The organism is Acidovorax sp. NN32, assembly GCF_057597245.1.
The window spans coordinates 2,040,532-2,054,500 of the sequence record NZ_CP199679.1; the positions used below are offsets into that span (position 1 = coordinate 2,040,532).

At 61.6% G+C, this 13,969-nt stretch carries 16 protein-coding genes; 14 read left to right on the forward strand and 2 right to left on the reverse strand.

All coding sequences use genetic code 11. The features are described 5' to 3' along the window. Positions 1 to 197 precede the first annotated feature (197 nt). The 6 genes from ACT89O_RS09425 to ACT89O_RS09450 all read left to right on the forward strand — a co-directional run bounded on the left by ACT89O_RS09425 (position 198) and on the right by ACT89O_RS09450 (position 3,416). Entirely contained in the window at positions 198 to 671 is a 474-nt protein-coding gene (locus ACT89O_RS09425) for a TRADD-N-associated membrane domain-containing protein (protein ID WP_147433216.1), read from the forward strand. 55 nt (positions 672 to 726) lie between these two features. Beyond that, positions 727 to 1,095: a hypothetical protein gene (locus tag ACT89O_RS09430; protein WP_487262438.1), complete on the forward strand. Its 369-nt coding sequence runs from the start codon at positions 727 to 729 to the stop codon at positions 1,093 to 1,095. Positions 1,096 to 1,564: 469 nt separating this feature from the next. Further along, the gene (locus ACT89O_RS09435) at positions 1,565 to 1,849 is read left to right on the forward strand and encodes a hypothetical protein (protein WP_487262439.1); all 285 of its coding nucleotides are present in this window, start codon (positions 1,565 to 1,567) and stop codon (positions 1,847 to 1,849) included. A gap of 103 nt (positions 1,850 to 1,952) precedes the next feature. After that, a complete protein-coding gene (locus ACT89O_RS09440) occupies positions 1,953 to 2,498 on the forward strand; it encodes a hypothetical protein (protein WP_487262440.1) in 546 nt (181 codons plus the stop codon). A 142-nt stretch (positions 2,499 to 2,640) separates the two neighbouring features. After that, positions 2,641 to 2,841, forward strand: a complete 201-nt coding sequence (locus ACT89O_RS09445; protein WP_487262836.1) for a DUF1010 domain-containing protein — start codon at positions 2,641 to 2,643, stop codon at positions 2,839 to 2,841. A 134-nt stretch (positions 2,842 to 2,975) separates the two neighbouring features. Further along, on the forward strand, positions 2,976 to 3,416 hold the full coding sequence (locus ACT89O_RS09450) for a hypothetical protein (RefSeq protein WP_487262441.1): 441 nt from the start codon (positions 2,976 to 2,978) through the stop codon (positions 3,414 to 3,416). Between the two features lie 226 nt (positions 3,417 to 3,642). On the opposite strand, the gene ACT89O_RS09455 is transcribed toward ACT89O_RS09450, so the two are convergent. Next, a complete protein-coding gene (locus tag ACT89O_RS09455; protein ID WP_487262442.1) occupies positions 3,643 to 4,650 on the reverse strand; it encodes a LysR substrate-binding domain-containing protein in 1,008 nt (335 codons plus the stop codon). A gap of 225 nt (positions 4,651 to 4,875) precedes the next feature. On the opposite strand from ACT89O_RS09455, the gene ACT89O_RS09460 reads away from it, so the two are divergent. The 6 genes from ACT89O_RS09460 (at position 4,876) to ACT89O_RS09485 (ending at position 10,709) form a co-directional block, all read left to right on the forward strand. After that, entirely contained in the window at positions 4,876 to 6,108 is a 1,233-nt protein-coding gene (locus tag ACT89O_RS09460; RefSeq protein ID WP_487262443.1) for a metal-dependent hydrolase family protein, read from the forward strand. A 41-nt stretch (positions 6,109 to 6,149) separates the two neighbouring features. Further along, positions 6,150 to 7,370 carry an ABC transporter substrate-binding protein gene (locus ACT89O_RS09465; protein WP_487262444.1) on the forward strand — a complete coding sequence of 407 codons (1,221 nt, stop codon included), beginning with the start codon at positions 6,150 to 6,152 and terminating at the stop codon, positions 7,368 to 7,370. Between the two features lie 92 nt (positions 7,371 to 7,462). Next, positions 7,463 to 8,338, forward strand: coding sequence for a branched-chain amino acid ABC transporter permease (locus tag ACT89O_RS09470; protein WP_487262445.1), 876 nt, complete (start codon positions 7,463 to 7,465; stop codon positions 8,336 to 8,338). A 12-nt stretch (positions 8,339 to 8,350) separates the two neighbouring features. Then, positions 8,351 to 9,238 carry a branched-chain amino acid ABC transporter permease gene (locus ACT89O_RS09475; RefSeq protein ID WP_487262446.1) on the forward strand — a complete coding sequence of 296 codons (888 nt, stop codon included), beginning with the start codon at positions 8,351 to 8,353 and terminating at the stop codon, positions 9,236 to 9,238. A gap of 5 nt (positions 9,239 to 9,243) precedes the next feature. Next, the gene (locus ACT89O_RS09480) at positions 9,244 to 9,999 is read left to right on the forward strand and encodes an ABC transporter ATP-binding protein (protein WP_487262447.1); all 756 of its coding nucleotides are present in this window, start codon (positions 9,244 to 9,246) and stop codon (positions 9,997 to 9,999) included. Continuing rightward, entirely contained in the window at positions 9,996 to 10,709 is a 714-nt protein-coding gene (locus ACT89O_RS09485) for an ABC transporter ATP-binding protein (protein WP_108625129.1), read from the forward strand. The genes ACT89O_RS09480 and ACT89O_RS09485 overlap by 4 nt, the downstream gene beginning before the upstream one ends. A 122-nt stretch (positions 10,710 to 10,831) precedes the next feature. Here the strand turns inward: ACT89O_RS09485 and ACT89O_RS09490 are convergent, their stop codons facing one another. Beyond that, on the reverse strand, positions 10,832 to 11,275 hold the full coding sequence (locus tag ACT89O_RS09490) for a universal stress protein (RefSeq protein WP_055395188.1): 444 nt from the start codon (positions 11,273 to 11,275) through the stop codon (positions 10,832 to 10,834). A gap of 107 nt (positions 11,276 to 11,382) precedes the next feature. On the opposite strand from ACT89O_RS09490, the gene ACT89O_RS09495 reads away from it, so the two are divergent. Then, positions 11,383 to 13,824, forward strand: a complete 2,442-nt coding sequence (locus tag ACT89O_RS09495; RefSeq protein ID WP_487262837.1) for a heavy metal translocating P-type ATPase — start codon at positions 11,383 to 11,385, stop codon at positions 13,822 to 13,824. Next, on the forward strand, positions 13,824 to 13,961 hold the full coding sequence (gene ccoS / locus ACT89O_RS09500; protein ID WP_008906189.1) for a cbb3-type cytochrome oxidase assembly protein CcoS: 138 nt from the start codon (positions 13,824 to 13,826) through the stop codon (positions 13,959 to 13,961). Before ACT89O_RS09495 ends, ccoS begins: the two co-directional genes overlap by 1 nt. The last annotated feature ends 8 nt before the right edge of the window (positions 13,962 to 13,969 follow it).

A 13,969-nucleotide genomic window follows, 5' to 3' on the forward strand; every position in this document is an offset into this window, starting at 1 on the left:
GCTGACATCCAGGCCCGCCTTGGCGGGCCCGATCAGAACAAGCATCGGAATGCGTCCATCCGCAGAATTTTAGGTTTGCCTAAAAGGCGAGGGCATGCATACTGCCAGCGAAATAGCCGTGTCGAAATGCGTTGTCAGACTTCTGTTGTTTTGATTTTTTCGCCTAAATCTAGTTAGGCATTGCAATGGAGAATTTCGTGAGCCAAGAAGCACCGGTTCAAACTAGTGACCCATTCATTCAAAAACTTCATGAGTTCTACGGCTCCACCCTTTTCCAGCAGAAGGTCAGCTTTTGGAGCAGTGTCGTTGCTTCTGCGGCGGGCCTAATCGTTGTGATTCTTGCGTTCATTGCCTATTTCTACGACCGGAATAAATTGAGCGAATCCGTAGTTCTTGGGGTCGCTGGCGTAGTCGCGCAATTCATTTCAGCTGCATTCTTTTACGTACACAACAAGAGTACTTCGCAAGCCCTTGAAGGCTTCGGCAAGCTCGTGAAACTTCAAGATACAAAGCTTGCAGTTGATCTCGTCGCGCGTATGGACCCCAAGAACCACGACTATATGTATATGAGCATCATCAACGTCCTCATTCTTCGTAATGAACCAAATCGTGACCTCACTCCAGACCTTGTCCGAGCATTGCAGGAGACTGGTAAACAGAACAAGCCCTAACAATTTATTCAAGCCGATGCCGCTTTGCGTCTCGGCTTAACTCAGGCGTTAGGCCATGAAGAATCGCATCCCCTTCGCAGTGATCGCCTTGGCCTTGGTTACTGGCCTCGGGTACTTTGTGGCCGGCGAAAAAATCGATAGACAGCTTTGTGGTGTTCGAAATGGAAAGTGGGCATCCGTCGATGGGGTGTGCATAGCGCGGACTTGTTTTAAAAATGGAAGCTGTGGATCTTGGGCCAACCCGGTTGCTTCCTGCAAAAATCTTAGCGCGGGCTCTCCAAGATCAGCGGTGTATTTCCAATTGGGTATGCCAGAAAGCTCAACCGAATCTTTGGCGACATGGAGTGCAGCCAAGGGAAGTGACAAGAAAATTACCGCCGATTTTAAAGGAGACCGTCTTGCTTCGCTCAGTTGCCCCGCCTAACCCGGCAGTCAAGCTGACCCGCCAAAGGCGGGCAGCTTACTTTGTCCGTTATGCTTCAGCGAACCAAGTCAATGATTGAGCGTCTGGCGGAACTTCTGGATCTTCCCGATGCGGACTATTGGTCTGATGTTGGGTGTATCGAGGCGCGTTCCATCATTGATGCAGACCCGCAGTTGGTTATGTGCCAGATCAAAAGCCAATGGAGATCGTGGCCGGAACCACGACAGGAGCACCTGGCTTACATACTTGGCGAGGGAACGCATCCACTGGAAAGGGAAGTCCTCCTCGAGATGGCATCCTCTAGTGCTCCCGGCGTCGTTATGTCCGCCCGAGAAGCGCTACGTGGAATTCCTGGCAGTGAGGCATAACCTGGCAGTCAACCGGACACCCAAATGCTGCGCATTTGGGTTCCCTTCGCTGGCGCTTCGGTGCCGGTTACTTCTACGTTATGCCTCATGAGGTGGCCGCAATGAGCGTCTGGCAAGTACTTGGCATCGGCGAAGGTTTCGTCCGCTCCGGAAAAGTTGACTCGTTCGATTTGTCCGGATTTGTTCAAGCTCCCAGCGTACGTGAAGCGGCGAGCCGAGCCCTGTCAATTGCAAAGCAGCAGGTCGCTGAGCTGACTCAGATGAACGAAGCGGCTCAGCGCTGGCCGCCGATCAACTGGAACGAAATCCAAGAAGCGGACGCGCTCGCATTGAGCCCAGGGCAGCTAGACAAGGTTGAACTTCACTGGGCGAGCGATGCGGCATAACCATTCATTGCAGCCGACCTGCGCCAGCTTCGCTGGCTGGTCGGCTGAATTCAAACGTTATGTTTTATTAAAGTAATATCGTCATCCGAAATATGGGGAGTCTATGAACACTGGTCGCAATACACTTTTGATATTTATCGTTTCTGTACTTCTTAGCGCCTGTGTTGCGCCAACAACAATCGCTTCCAATAAGGCGGAAAATTACACTAAAGAGCCCAAACGTATTTTTGTACTGACCGATGTAGGTAGTGAATTTGGGAAAGATTTTTTCGATTCCTTCCAAGCAAAGCTGGGTGCTATTGCAAGAGATTGCGGTGCTGCTTTGGAGGTGAGTAGAATTTCTTCATTAGAGCTGGATGAGAAAGTTCATCTCAATAAAATGAAAACGTTTAAAGCCGATACTATTATGAGTGTTCGCCGAAATGGTGGAACAAGAAATGAATACGGCATTTTTCATGCAATCTATAATGTCAAATTGGTTGATGTGCAAACCAATAAAACGGTGTGGAGGGCAGATACGAATTTTTATCGCGGTGGAACTGCTATTCCAATAAAGGAGCGTGGTGAAGCTCTTGCCGTTGATATAACTAATAAAATAAAGGAAGACAAAATATTTCGCTCCTGCGAAATTATAAAATCTAAAACATAACAGGTCGCTCAACCTGACTCGCATATCCAGGCCGCCATTAACTCCAGCGCTTCGCCCTTCTCAAAGGTTTCTCTTTGGGGGTTTTGGCGCTCTGCTGGGCTCCGCCTGCGTTCGCTTCGTCAGTTTCAGGCTTTTTTGGCCTCTGGGTGCCTGTGCTGCAAGCGCTAAAAGCTATCAATATTGTAGCGCCGTGCACCCTTCGGTACCCAGCGCTTTTGCGTGGGCTGCGCCCTTCTCCAATTCAGGGCGCTCCCTTTTGGCCTTCGGGTCTCAATGTTCGTCGCAGCCGACCGCTACGCGGCGGCTGAACTCAGAGCGTTGGAGAGAATTCGATGCGCTTTGAGAGGTTCATGAATTGGTTTTGCTGCTTGGCCGTCGTTGACAGCATAAAGCTGTGTGCATCGTCATATGCGGTCCGTCAAATACCATCGGTAGCAATGCGGAATCAGTCCATTTCAGCCTCGTCAGACCCCATCAATGAATCGCCGCATCCTCGCCGTCGCCCTCGCAATTGCCCTGTTTGCGATTATTGGGGCATCCCTTGCACCCCTATTTTTGACTCCTCCGGTTCCCCAATGTGCCTACTTGAGCACACCGGTGCGGTTTACCAAAATTGATAGTCGCCCAGTGCAAGTACGTAGAGGAACGCGCCAGTTCATCGCCCAGTTTCCGGTGGTGGAATACAGCTACGTCGTTTCCGGCAAGGGCTACACCAGCACCAGGATGTTCTGCTCAGACAGTGATGGTTTCAGAGCGGATTGGTCCAAGGTGGACCGCTTCTTTCACATTGCCAGAAATGGCGGTGAACTGGTGGCGTGGTTTCCGCCGTCATCACCCGAGTCGGCGTGCATCTCCATCGATGCAGACTTCGATTACTCCGTGGTTTCCAGCACCTCTTCGCAGTGCCGGGCGCATTGAAATTTGCCCTTGGGTGGGTGGGTGAGGGGGCTTCGTGCCCGCGCGGGCGGATGCTGCCGAATGCTTCGTTGGCAGCTGGGTCGTGCAAACAGTGGTTGCTATATTGTTGATAGCTGTTTGCGCTTGATGGATAAGCGTCAGAGCCCTATTTGATTAAAAAATGTTCGCGCCGCGCCATAGGCTGCTATCCCACGCGCAGGCCTGCCAGCGCACGGATCTGGCTTTGTCAACCCGCCGTGACCTTGGCCGTGGTGACGGTGTTGGCGCTCCCCAGTCCTTGCGGTGGCGCGCAAAAGATGCAGCCCGCCCCGGCCTCTGCAGCCACAGGCGCAGCAGCCCCATCCCCATGGTTGCAGCAATGCTCCAGCCACCCGGCCACCAGCCGGTACACCGACAAGTTGGTGCGGGCCGTGGGCGCGCACAGGTAGTAGCCCAGGGGGCTGTCAAAGCGGTCTTTCAGGGGCTCTACCAGCGTGCCTGCCTGCAATTCGTCTTCCACCAGGCACGTGGGCACGATGCCCACGCCAAAGCCTGAGACTGCCGCGCGGATGATGAGCGAGTAGAGGTTGAAGCCCGGCCCGAAGCGGCTGGCGCTGGTGTCCAGGCCGTTAGCCTCCATCCAGTCTTGCCAGGCCAGGGGTACTTCGATGTGTTGCAGCAGCGTGGCGCGCACCAGGTCTTGCGGGGTGCGCAAGGGCAGGGCGTCGCGCAGTTGGGGGCTGCAGACGATGCTGGTCTCTTTGCCGATCAGGTAGCGCGCATTGGCGCTGGGCCAGTTGCCGTAGCCGTACTGGATGGCGGCGTCAAACTCGTGCGGCGTCGCAAAGTCGTGCGCGTGCTGGTAGCGCACAAAGTTCAGCGACACCTGCGGCAGCGTGCGCTTGAAGTGGCCCAGGCGCGGAAACAGCCACTGCGCCGCAAACGTGGGCGGCACGGACAGGTTGAGCGAGCCGCCATCGCCCCCGTACGACATGAGCTGTGCCGTGGCCGATTCCAGCGCGGCCATGGCGGGGCGGGTGGCGTTGAGGTAAGTGGCGCCCGCCTCGGTCAGCTCCAGCCCCGTCGCCTTGCGGATGAACAGCTTCTGGCCCAGGTAGTCCTCCAGCGCGGCAATGTGGCGGCTGATGGCGCTTTGCGTCACGCACAGCTCGCGCGCGGCCATGGTGAAGGCCTGGTGCTTGGCGGCGGAGTGAAAGGCGTTCAGCTCAGAGATGGTGGGGCACAGGCGGCGCATGGGTGTGACTTACAGGGTATGAGTACAGCTCATGGGATGGTGAGATTTTAGGCGTTGCGGAGAAGGGCAATTGGCCCGATAAATGCGTCCTGTGACAGCAACGTGTCAAGTGTCTCACTCTGTAGAGGCTGCATTGCACCAGATGGATGCTTGATGGTGCTCATGCCCCCAGTAAAGCCGGGCTATGAGTAATTTGAAGCCATGGCGCCCACTTTGACGAATCTCATGACCTCTTTGTTGATTGAAAACAGCCGTGTGCTGGATGTTCATGCACTCACCCTGCGCACCGGCTTGTCCGTTTTGGTGCAGGACGGCCGCATTGCGGCGGTAGGCACCGACCTGCAGGTGCCAGAAGGCATAACCACGCTCGACGCCAAGGGCATGACCCTGATGCCCGGCCTGATCGACTGCCACGTGCACGTGGTGGCGTCGTCGTTCAACCTTGGCGCCGTGGCCAAGATGCCCAATGTGTTCACCATGATGCGCTCGCTGCCCATCATGAAGGGCATGCTGGAGCGGGGCTTTACCACCGTGCGCGATGCGGGCGGGGCGGATTGGTCGCTGGCCGAGGCGGTGCGCACGGGGCTGGTGCAGGGGCCGCGCATCTTTCCTGCGGGCAAGGCGCTGTCGCAAACCGGCGGGCATGCGGATTTCCGGCCGCGCAACGATGACCTGGATGTGTGTTCGTGCGCCTACAAGCTCGGCAACATCGGCCGCGTGGTCGATGGCGTGGATGCTTGCCGCCTGGCGGTGCGTGAAGAAATCCTGAAGGGCGCCACGCAGATCAAGGTGATGGCATCGGGCGGCGTGGCGTCGCCCAACGACCCGATTGGCAATCTGGGCTATTCCGAAGCCGAGCTGCACGCCATTGTGGAAGAGGCCTCCAATGCCAACACCTACGTCATGGCCCACGCATACACGCCCCGCGCCATTGCCCGCGCGGTGCGCTGCGGGGTGCGCACCATCGAGCATGGCAATCTGGTGGATGCGCCTACGGCAGAGTTCATGGCCGAGATGGGGGCTTTCATGGTGCCCACGCTCATCACTTATGAAGGCCTGGCCAATGAGGGTGAGCGTTATGGCTTGCCCGCAGCCTCGGTCGCCAAGATTGACAGCGTGCGCGGGCAGGGCAAAGAGGCCATCAAGATTTTGGCTAAAGCGGGCGTGAAGATGGGCCTGGGCAGCGACCTGCTGGCCGAAACGCATTACCTGCAGTCCGACGAGTTGCGCCTGCGCGCGGAGATTCTGGGCAACGGCCCCGTGCTGCAGCAGGCCACGCTGATTGGCGCCGAGATTTTGGGCCAGCAAGGCCAGCTGGGCGAGATCACGGCGGGTGCCGTGGCCGATCTGTTGCTGGTCGATGGCGACCCGCTGACCGACGTCACCTGCCTGTTGAACCAGGGCGAGCGCATTCGCGCCATCGCCAAGGACGGCGTGTGGGTCAAGAACACGCTTTGATTTCCTCTCAACCCCATCCCACCCCCTCACCGGAGAACACCATGCAACGTAGAAATTTCGTCAAACTCGGCGGCGCGGCTGCTGCCCTGCAGTGCCTTCCCTCCATCAGCTTCAGCCAGCAAGGCGATGTGTTTCGCATCGGCTCGCTCACGCCCATCACGGGCGCAGGCAGCCCCTACGGCCCTGGCATGCAGCAGGCCATTCGCCTGGCGGTGGATGAGGTCAATGCCGCTGGCGGGGCCGGTGGTCGAAAGCTGGAGTTGTTCACAGAAGACTCGCAAACCAAGCCCGACGCGGCCGTGCTGGCCGCCAAGAAACTGATCGAAGTGAACAAGGTGCAGGCGGTGCTGGGCACCTGGGCATCGGGCGTGTCGCTGGCGGTGATGCCGCTGACCGATGCCGCAGGCATCATCGAGATGAATGTGTCGGGCGCGCCCGCCATCTCTACGCTGGACACCAAGGACCTGGTGTGGCGCTTTCAGGCCACCAACGACCGCTTTGGCGCGGCGTTTGCCGAGATCTGCACCAAGCGCGGCTTCAAGCGCCCGGCCACCATGGCGTTCAACAACGCATCCGGCCTGGGCAATGTGGAGGGCTTCACCAAGGCTTGGGAAAAGCGGGGTGGCAAGGTGGCGGCGCATGTCACCTACGAGCCCAGCCGCCCCAGCTACCGCAGCGAGCTGCAGAAGATTCTGGCGGCCAAGCCCGATGTGATCGTGATGGGCTCGTACCTGCCCGACACCACCATCATCCTGCGCGAGTGGTTCCAGTCGGGCGCCGATAACAAATGGGTCATCCCCGGCTGGGCGGCCAATCCCGATCTGGTGAAGGCCCTGGGCGCTGAGGTGTGCGAGGGCATCATTTCGGTGGAGACGGTGTCCAACGAAAAGAGCGCCTCCTACGCCCAATTTGATGCCGCCTTCACCAAGGCTACGGGCAAGGCGGCCTCCACCAACATCTACGCCGCCATGGCGTACGACATGGTGATCTCGCTGGCGCTGGCCATGGAGGCCGCTGGTCCCAAGGCCACGGTAGAGCAGATCAACGCCAAGCTGCGCGATGTCTCCAACGCCCCCGGCACGGCCGTGTTCACCTTTGCCGAAGGCAAGGCGCAACTGGCCAAAAAGGCCAAGGTGAACTACGAAGGCGCATCGAGCAAGCTGGACTTTGACAAGGCGGGCGATGTGACGCCGGACTTTGGCGTGTTCATCATCGAAAAGGGCCAACTGGTGCGGCGCGACGTGGTGTCCATCATGATGTGATGGACAGCGCCCGGTGCGCCTGCCAGGTGCAGGCCCCGGGCATTTTTTTGCGGCGCACAGCGCAGATGTGCATGGGATGACGGAATGACGCAATGACCTGGATCGACTTTGTAAACCTGCTGATCAACGGATTGATCGAAGGCCTGGTGGTGGCACTGCCTGCCCTGGCCATGACCCTGGTGATGGGCGTCAACCGCTTTCCCAACGCAGCCACGGGCGACATGCTCACTACTGGCGCCTACGCTGCCGTGGCGGTGCAGCTGCTGGGGGGCTGGCCGCTGTGGGCTGCGGCGCTCATCTGCATGGTGGTCACGGCTGTGGTGTCGGCGGGCTCGTACACGCTGATCTTTCGCAAGCTGGCCGGGCGGCCCATGGTGTCGTCCATGCTCGCGGCCATTGGCCTCGGGTTTTTGCTGCGCAGCCTGATCGGCTTTTTTGCCGGGCATGACCAGCGCACGTTTGACCTGCCCCTGGTGCGCGCCTGGAACTTTGGCGGCATTCGCGTGTTGCCCACCGACCTGGCCATTGCGGCGGTGGCCGCCGTTTGCCTGATGGTGGTGTTTGTGCTGATCTACCGCACCAGCTTTGGCCGCCAGCTGCGCGCCGTGGCCGACAGTGCGGACTTGGCGCGGGCCAGCGGCATTCGCGCCAATGGGTTGATGCTGAGCCTTTGGTTGCTGGTGGGTGCATTGTCCTCGCTGGGCGGCGTGCTGCTGGGCATGAAGGCCGTGGTCAGCCCCGAGATGGGGTGGGAGAGCCTGATCCCCGCGTTTGCCGCCATGGTGCTGGGTGGCATCGGTAGCCCGGTGGGCGCGGTGCTGGGTGCGCTGCTGCTGTGCGTGGCGCAAGAGCTGGCGGTGCCACTGATGGGGCCGTCGTACAAGCTGGTGCTGTCGTTTGTGGTGTTGGCCCTGGTGCTGCTGGTGCGCCCGGCGGGCATCATGGGCCGCGTGCAACTGGTGCGGTAAGGAGTTCGACCGATGATTGCCTACCTGTGTGCCATTGGCATCGTTGCGCTTATCTATTGCCTGCTGGCGCTGGGCCTGAACCTGCAGTTCGGCCTGACCCGGCTGGTCAATTTTGGCGTCGTGGCGTTCTTTGCCGTGGGCGCCTACACCTCGGGCTTGCTGGCGCTGCAAGGCGTGCCGCTGGTGCTGTGTTTTGTGGCGGCGGCTGTGCTCTCGGGCTTGCTGGCGCTGCCCATTGGCCTGCTGTCGCTGCGCCTGCGCGATGATTACCTGGCCATCGTGACGCTGGGTTTTTCGGAGGCGGTGCGTATTTCCATCCAGCAAGAAAGCTGGCTCACCAAGGGCGTGCAGGGCTTGCCCGGCTTGCCCAAGCTGTTTGCGTCCTGGGGCAGTGGTGTGTCGGACATGGCGATTTTTGCCACGCTGCTGGCTGTGGTTGCGGTGGTGGCCTGGGGCACGGTGCGCCTGGCGGCCAGCCCGTTTGGGCGGCTGCTCAAGGCCATTGGCGACGATGAGCCCGCGTTGTCGGCCCTGGGCAAGGACCCTGCCTGGTTCAAGGTGCAGGTGTTCATGCTGGGGGCGGCGCTGGCGGGTGTGGCGGGGGCGTTCTATGCGCACTTCATCACCTTCATCACGCCAGAGCAGTTCATCCCGCTCATCACGTTTTATGTGTGGATGGGGCTGGTGATGGGCGGCTCGGGCACGGTGCGTGGTGCGGTGTTTGGCTCGCTGCTGCTCATGGTGTTTCTGGAGGGCTCGCGCTTTGCCAAGGACTGGGTGCCGGGCGTGTCAGAAGTTGGCATGGCCAGCCTGCGTTTGGCTGCGGTGGGCCTGGCGCTGATTCTGGTCACTCTGTACAAGCCCAACGGCCTGTTCGGTGGCTCGGGAGTGAGCAAATGACAACGATGCTGAAAGTAGATGCCGTCACGCGGCAATTCGGGGGCTTCAAGGCGGTGGACGGTGTGTCGCTGCAACTGGGCACGGGCGAGATTCTGGGCATTGCAGGCACCAACGGTGCGGGCAAAAGCACATTGTTTGCGGCCATTGCCGGGCAGCAGCCAGCGGATGCAGGGCAGATCCACTTTGAGGGGCAGGACATTACCCGCATGCCCCCCTATCGCCGCGCGCGGCTGGGGCTGGTGCGCACCTTTCAGATTCCGCGCGAGTTCAAGAGCCTCACGGTGCACGAGAACCTGATGGCGGCTGCCGCCAACCCGCAAGGGGAGCGGCTGGTGAATGCCTTCTTCCAGACGCGCAGCCTGCGCGAGCACGAGGCGCAGTTGTCTGCCAAGGCGGACCGCATCCTGCAGTTTTTGAACCTGGCGCGGGTGCGCGATGTGAAGGCGGGGGGCTTGTCGGGCGGGCAGAAGAAGCTGGTGGAGTTGGGCCGGGTGCTGATGCTGGACCCGCGCTGCATCTTGCTGGACGAGCCGTTTGCCGGGGTGAACCCGGTGCTGATCGAAGAGATCTGTGACCGCGTGCGCGAGCTGAACGGGCAGGGCATCGCGTTCATCGTGATCGAGCACCACCTGCAGGCGCTCAAGTCGCTGTCCAATCGCATGATCGTGATGGACCGGGGCTCCATCCTGGCCGAGGGGGACCCGCACACGGTGCTGGACGACCCGCGCGTGCAGGAAGCCTACATGGGAGGGGTGGTATGAGCGGCGCAGACAACTTGCTGCAGATCGCGCAATTGCGCGGCGGGTATTCCGAGGTGGACATCATCCACGGCATTGACTTGGCCGTGGCACCGGGCGAGATCGTGACCATTGCAGGCACCAACGGCGCGGGCAAGTCCACGCTGGTGAAGGCCCTGCTGGGCCTGCTGCCACGGGTGGCGGGCACCATCCACCTGGGCGGGCGCGACATCACGGCCTTGTCGGCCGAAGACCGCTTTGACGCAGGGCTGGCCTATGTGCCGCAGGTGGCGAATGTGTTCCCGTCCCTCACCGTGCGCGAGAACCTGCAAGTGGTGCGGGGCGTGAAGCACCTCAAGCAGCGCATGGATGAGGTGCTGGCGGACTTTCCGGCGCTGGTGGAACGATTGCCTCAGCCCGCCAGCAATCTCTCGGGCGGCGAGCGCCAGCAGCTGGCTTTTGCGCGGGCCCTCATGCCTTCGCCCCGCATCATGGTGTTGGACGAACCCACGGCAGCGCTGGCGCCCTCGCTGGTCGGCAAGGTGTTCGACATGGTGCAAAAGCTGCCCGCCGCAGGCGTGGCGGTGCTGATGGTGGAGCAGCGCGCGCGCCAGGCGCTGCAGATCAGCCAGCAGGGCTACATCCTGGACCAGGGGCGGTGCGTGCTGCAGGGCCCCGCACAGGGGCTGCTGGCCGATGAGCGCATGGCGCAGCTGTATCTGGGCAACCACTGAGCTGTCGGCAATCCAGCCGGGAATGAAAAAACCCCGAGAAGGCGTCTTGCCTTTTTGGGGTTTGCTATGTATTTAATAGCTTTCAGTGCTTTGTGGATAAGCGATAGGCCCTGTTTTGATGCTCAACGCAGCACCAAAACGGGGATGTGCGAGTGCGTCAGCACATGCTGCGTCTCGCTGCCCAGCAACAGGCGCTTGAGGCCCTTGCGGCCGTGCGATGCCATCACGATCAGGTCGCACTTGTGCTTCTTGGCGGCCGAGATGATGGCTTCGGCCACGAGGTCGGACTTGGCGATGACGGCCTTGACTGCCACGCCTTGGGCGTCGCCCTGGGCCTTCACGCCATCGACCATGGCCTGTGCCGCATCGCCCCATTGGGTTTCGATGCGCTTGACGTCGTTGGTATCGACGGGCATGCCGCCCTCGAAGTAACTGCGGGGGTAGCGGGGCACCACCTTGAGAGCCACGGCAGAGGCGCCGGTGAGCGCGGCCAGCGACAGTCCGTGTTCCACGGCCTTGTCGGAAAGGGGTGAGCCGTCCGTTGCGATCAGGATGCGTTTGTACATAAAGGTCTCCTCAAAGTGATGGAACAAGCTTAGGATGAATCATGTTCTGGGACTTGATGCAGGTCAATGTACCTGTCATGCCCGAACGATAGGCTTGAACCATGTCAATGTTTCGACCCGGTGCGCCGGCCTCCTCCCCGGCACATCCGCCCGATGCTGTTTCCAATGCGGAGCCTGCCGCGCACGCCGTGCTGCTGGACGACCCGCAGGAGTGGTCGGCGTTCGGTCGGCCTGTGGGGCCAACGGGCCAGGCTGCCGAAGATCCCGCCAGCTGTGCCTGGGACTCCCAGGTGGTGCTGGACGGCATGCACTGCGCGGCCTGTGCCCTCACCATCGAAGATGCCCTGCGCAGCGTGCCCGGCGTGCTGCAGGCGGATGTGAGCGCTGCCACGCGCCGTGCGCGCGTGGTGTGGCAGCCTTCGCAAGTTCGGCCCTCTCAGTGGATGGACGCTGTGCACAAGGCAGGCTACCGCGCCATGCCCGCCATGGATGCCTTTGCGCGCGAGCAGCGCCAGCGTGAGAACCGCCGTGCCCTGTGGCGCTGGCTGGTGGCAGGCTTTTGCATGATGCAGGTGATGATGTACGCGTGGCCCGCGTACGTGGCGCAACCTGGCGACCTGACGGGCGAGATGGAGCAGTTGCTGCGCTGGGCCTCGTGGGTCATCACGCTGCCCATGGTGGTGTTCTCGTGTGGGCCGTTCTTCAGCAGTGCGCTGCGCGATATTCGCCTGCGCCGCGTCAGCATGGACCTGCCCGTGGCGCTGGGCATGGCCATCACCTTTGTGGTGAGCACGGCGGGCACCTTCGACCCTGCAGGCATCTTCGGCAAGGAGGTGTACTACGACTCGCTGACGATGTTTGTTTTCTTCCTGCTCACGGGCCGCTGGCTGGAGCTGCGCCTGCGCGACCGCACCGCCGGTGCGCTGGAAGCTGTGATGAACCGCCTGCCCGATAGCGTAGAGCGGCGCACGGCCGATGGCAGCTTTGTACGCGTGGCCACGCGCCGTGTGGTGGCGGGAGACACCATTCGTGTGCTGCCGGGCGAGGCGTTTCCGGCCGATGGGCGCATCACGCTGGGCAGCACGCACGCCGATGAATCCCTGCTGACGGGCGAGTCCACCCCCGTGGCGCGCCCCGTGGGCAGCACGGTCACGGCGGGCAGCTACAACCTGCAGGCGCCGGTGGAGGTGCATGTGGAAGGCACGGGCGGGCAGACCCGCTTCGCCCAGATCGTGGCGCTGATGGAAAGCGCGTCGCTGCAAAAGCCACGCCTTGCCCAATTGGCGGATCGCATTGCGCGGCCGTTTCTGGTGGCGGTGCTCGTGGCAGCGGGCCTGGCTGCGGTGTACTGGTGGCCGTCCGACCCGGGGCATGCCCTGATGGTGGCGGTGGCTGTGCTCATCGTCACCTGCCCCTGCGCGCTGTCGCTGGCCACGCCGGTGGCCATGCTCACCGCCGCTGGCACGCTGGCGCGCCATGGTGTGCTGGTGCGCAACCTGCAGGGGCTGGAGGCACTGGCCCATGTGGACACCGTGGTGTTCGACAAGACCGGCACGCTCACGCGGGACGGCATGGCCTTGCAGGCCGTACACACGGCCCATGGGTGGAACACGGAAGAGGTGTTGGCTCTGGCGGCGTCTCTGGCGCGCCACTCGATGCACCCTGCATCGCGAGCGGTGGTGGCTGCGGCTGCTGCGCTGGACGATGGTCGCTGGGCGGTGACCGATCTGCAGGAAGAAGCCGGGCAGGGCCTGGTGGCCAGGGTGCACGACAGATTGGGGGCCGGACAGCCCGCGCGCCAGGTCCGGCTGGGGTCTGCGCACCATGCAGGCGTGGCGCCTGAAGAAGCGGGGTCGGCGCTGCAGGTGGTGCTGTCGGAGCAGCATGTCAGCGGCGCAGTGTCCGAGCTGGCCCGCTTTGATCTGGTGGAGGACCTGCGCGCAGAGGCACCGGCTGTAGTGACTGCGCTGGAGCAGGGCGGCGTGGCGGTGCAACTGCTGTCGGGCGACCGCGTGGGCGCGGTGCAACGTGTGGCGGCGCAAGCGGGCATTGCCCAGGCTGCGGGCGAGTGCACGCCCCAGGGCAAGCTGGCTGCGTTGCAGTCCTTGCAGGCCGGTGGCCACCAGGTGGCCATGGTGGGCGATGGGCTGAACGATGGCCCGGTGCTGGCAGGGGCCCATGTGTCGTTTGCATTTGGCCGTGCGGTGCCGCTGGCGCAGTCGCAGGCCGATTTTGTGGTGCTGGGCGACAGCTTGGCACTGGTGCCCCAGACCGTGCTGCTGGCGCGCCGTACCTTGCGTGTGGTGCGCCAGAACCTGTGGTGGGCTGCCGGCTACAACGCGTTGTGTGTTCCGCTGGCGGTGGTGGGCTGGATGCCAGCCTGGTTGGCCGGGCTGGGCATGGCGCTCAGCTCGCTGCTGGTGGTGCTCAACGCCGCGCGCCTTGCGCGCGACCTGCCGGCTTTGCCTGCGCAAGGCGAAGACCTGCGGCCACAACAGGGCGCTGTGCCGATTGATATCTCAAAAACAAGCTGGCTGGAGGCTGCCTGATGGACATTCTTTATCTGCTGATTCCACTGTCCGTGGTGCTGGTGCTGATGATTCTGGCGGGCCTGTGGTGGGCGGTCTACCACGGCCAGTTCGAGAGTGTCGAGCAAGAGGGAGAGCGGATTCTCCGAGACGGTTGACTTGTGTC

What these genes read in the sequence shown, in the direction of transcription:
- ACT89O_RS09430 (WP_487262438.1), top strand. Translation starts at nt 727, where the DNA reads ATGAAGAATCGCATCCCCTTCGCAGTGATCGCCTTGGCCTTGGTTACT.
- ACT89O_RS09435 (WP_487262439.1), top strand. Translation starts at nt 1,565, where the DNA reads ATGAGCGTCTGGCAAGTACTTGGCATCGGCGAAGGTTTCGTCCGCTCC.
- ACT89O_RS09440 (WP_487262440.1), top strand. Translation starts at nt 1,953, where the DNA reads ATGAACACTGGTCGCAATACACTTTTGATATTTATCGTTTCTGTACTT.
- ACT89O_RS09450 (WP_487262441.1), top strand. Translation starts at nt 2,976, where the DNA reads ATGAATCGCCGCATCCTCGCCGTCGCCCTCGCAATTGCCCTGTTTGCG.
- ACT89O_RS09455 (WP_487262442.1), bottom strand. Translation starts at nt 4,650, where the DNA reads ATGCGCCGCCTGTGCCCCACCATCTCTGAGCTGAACGCCTTTCACTCC.
- ACT89O_RS09460 (WP_487262443.1), top strand. Translation starts at nt 4,876, where the DNA reads ATGACCTCTTTGTTGATTGAAAACAGCCGTGTGCTGGATGTTCATGCA.
- ACT89O_RS09465 (WP_487262444.1), top strand. Translation starts at nt 6,150, where the DNA reads ATGCAACGTAGAAATTTCGTCAAACTCGGCGGCGCGGCTGCTGCCCTG.
- ACT89O_RS09470 (WP_487262445.1), top strand. Translation starts at nt 7,463, where the DNA reads ATGACCTGGATCGACTTTGTAAACCTGCTGATCAACGGATTGATCGAA.
- ACT89O_RS09475 (WP_487262446.1), top strand. Translation starts at nt 8,351, where the DNA reads ATGATTGCCTACCTGTGTGCCATTGGCATCGTTGCGCTTATCTATTGC.
- ACT89O_RS09480 (WP_487262447.1), top strand. Translation starts at nt 9,244, where the DNA reads ATGCTGAAAGTAGATGCCGTCACGCGGCAATTCGGGGGCTTCAAGGCG.
- ACT89O_RS09485 (WP_108625129.1), top strand. Translation starts at nt 9,996, where the DNA reads ATGAGCGGCGCAGACAACTTGCTGCAGATCGCGCAATTGCGCGGCGGG.
- ACT89O_RS09490 (WP_055395188.1), bottom strand. Translation starts at nt 11,275, where the DNA reads ATGTACAAACGCATCCTGATCGCAACGGACGGCTCACCCCTTTCCGAC.
- ACT89O_RS09495 (WP_487262837.1), top strand. Translation starts at nt 11,383, where the DNA reads ATGTTTCGACCCGGTGCGCCGGCCTCCTCCCCGGCACATCCGCCCGAT.
- ccoS (WP_008906189.1), top strand. Translation starts at nt 13,824, where the DNA reads ATGGACATTCTTTATCTGCTGATTCCACTGTCCGTGGTGCTGGTGCTG.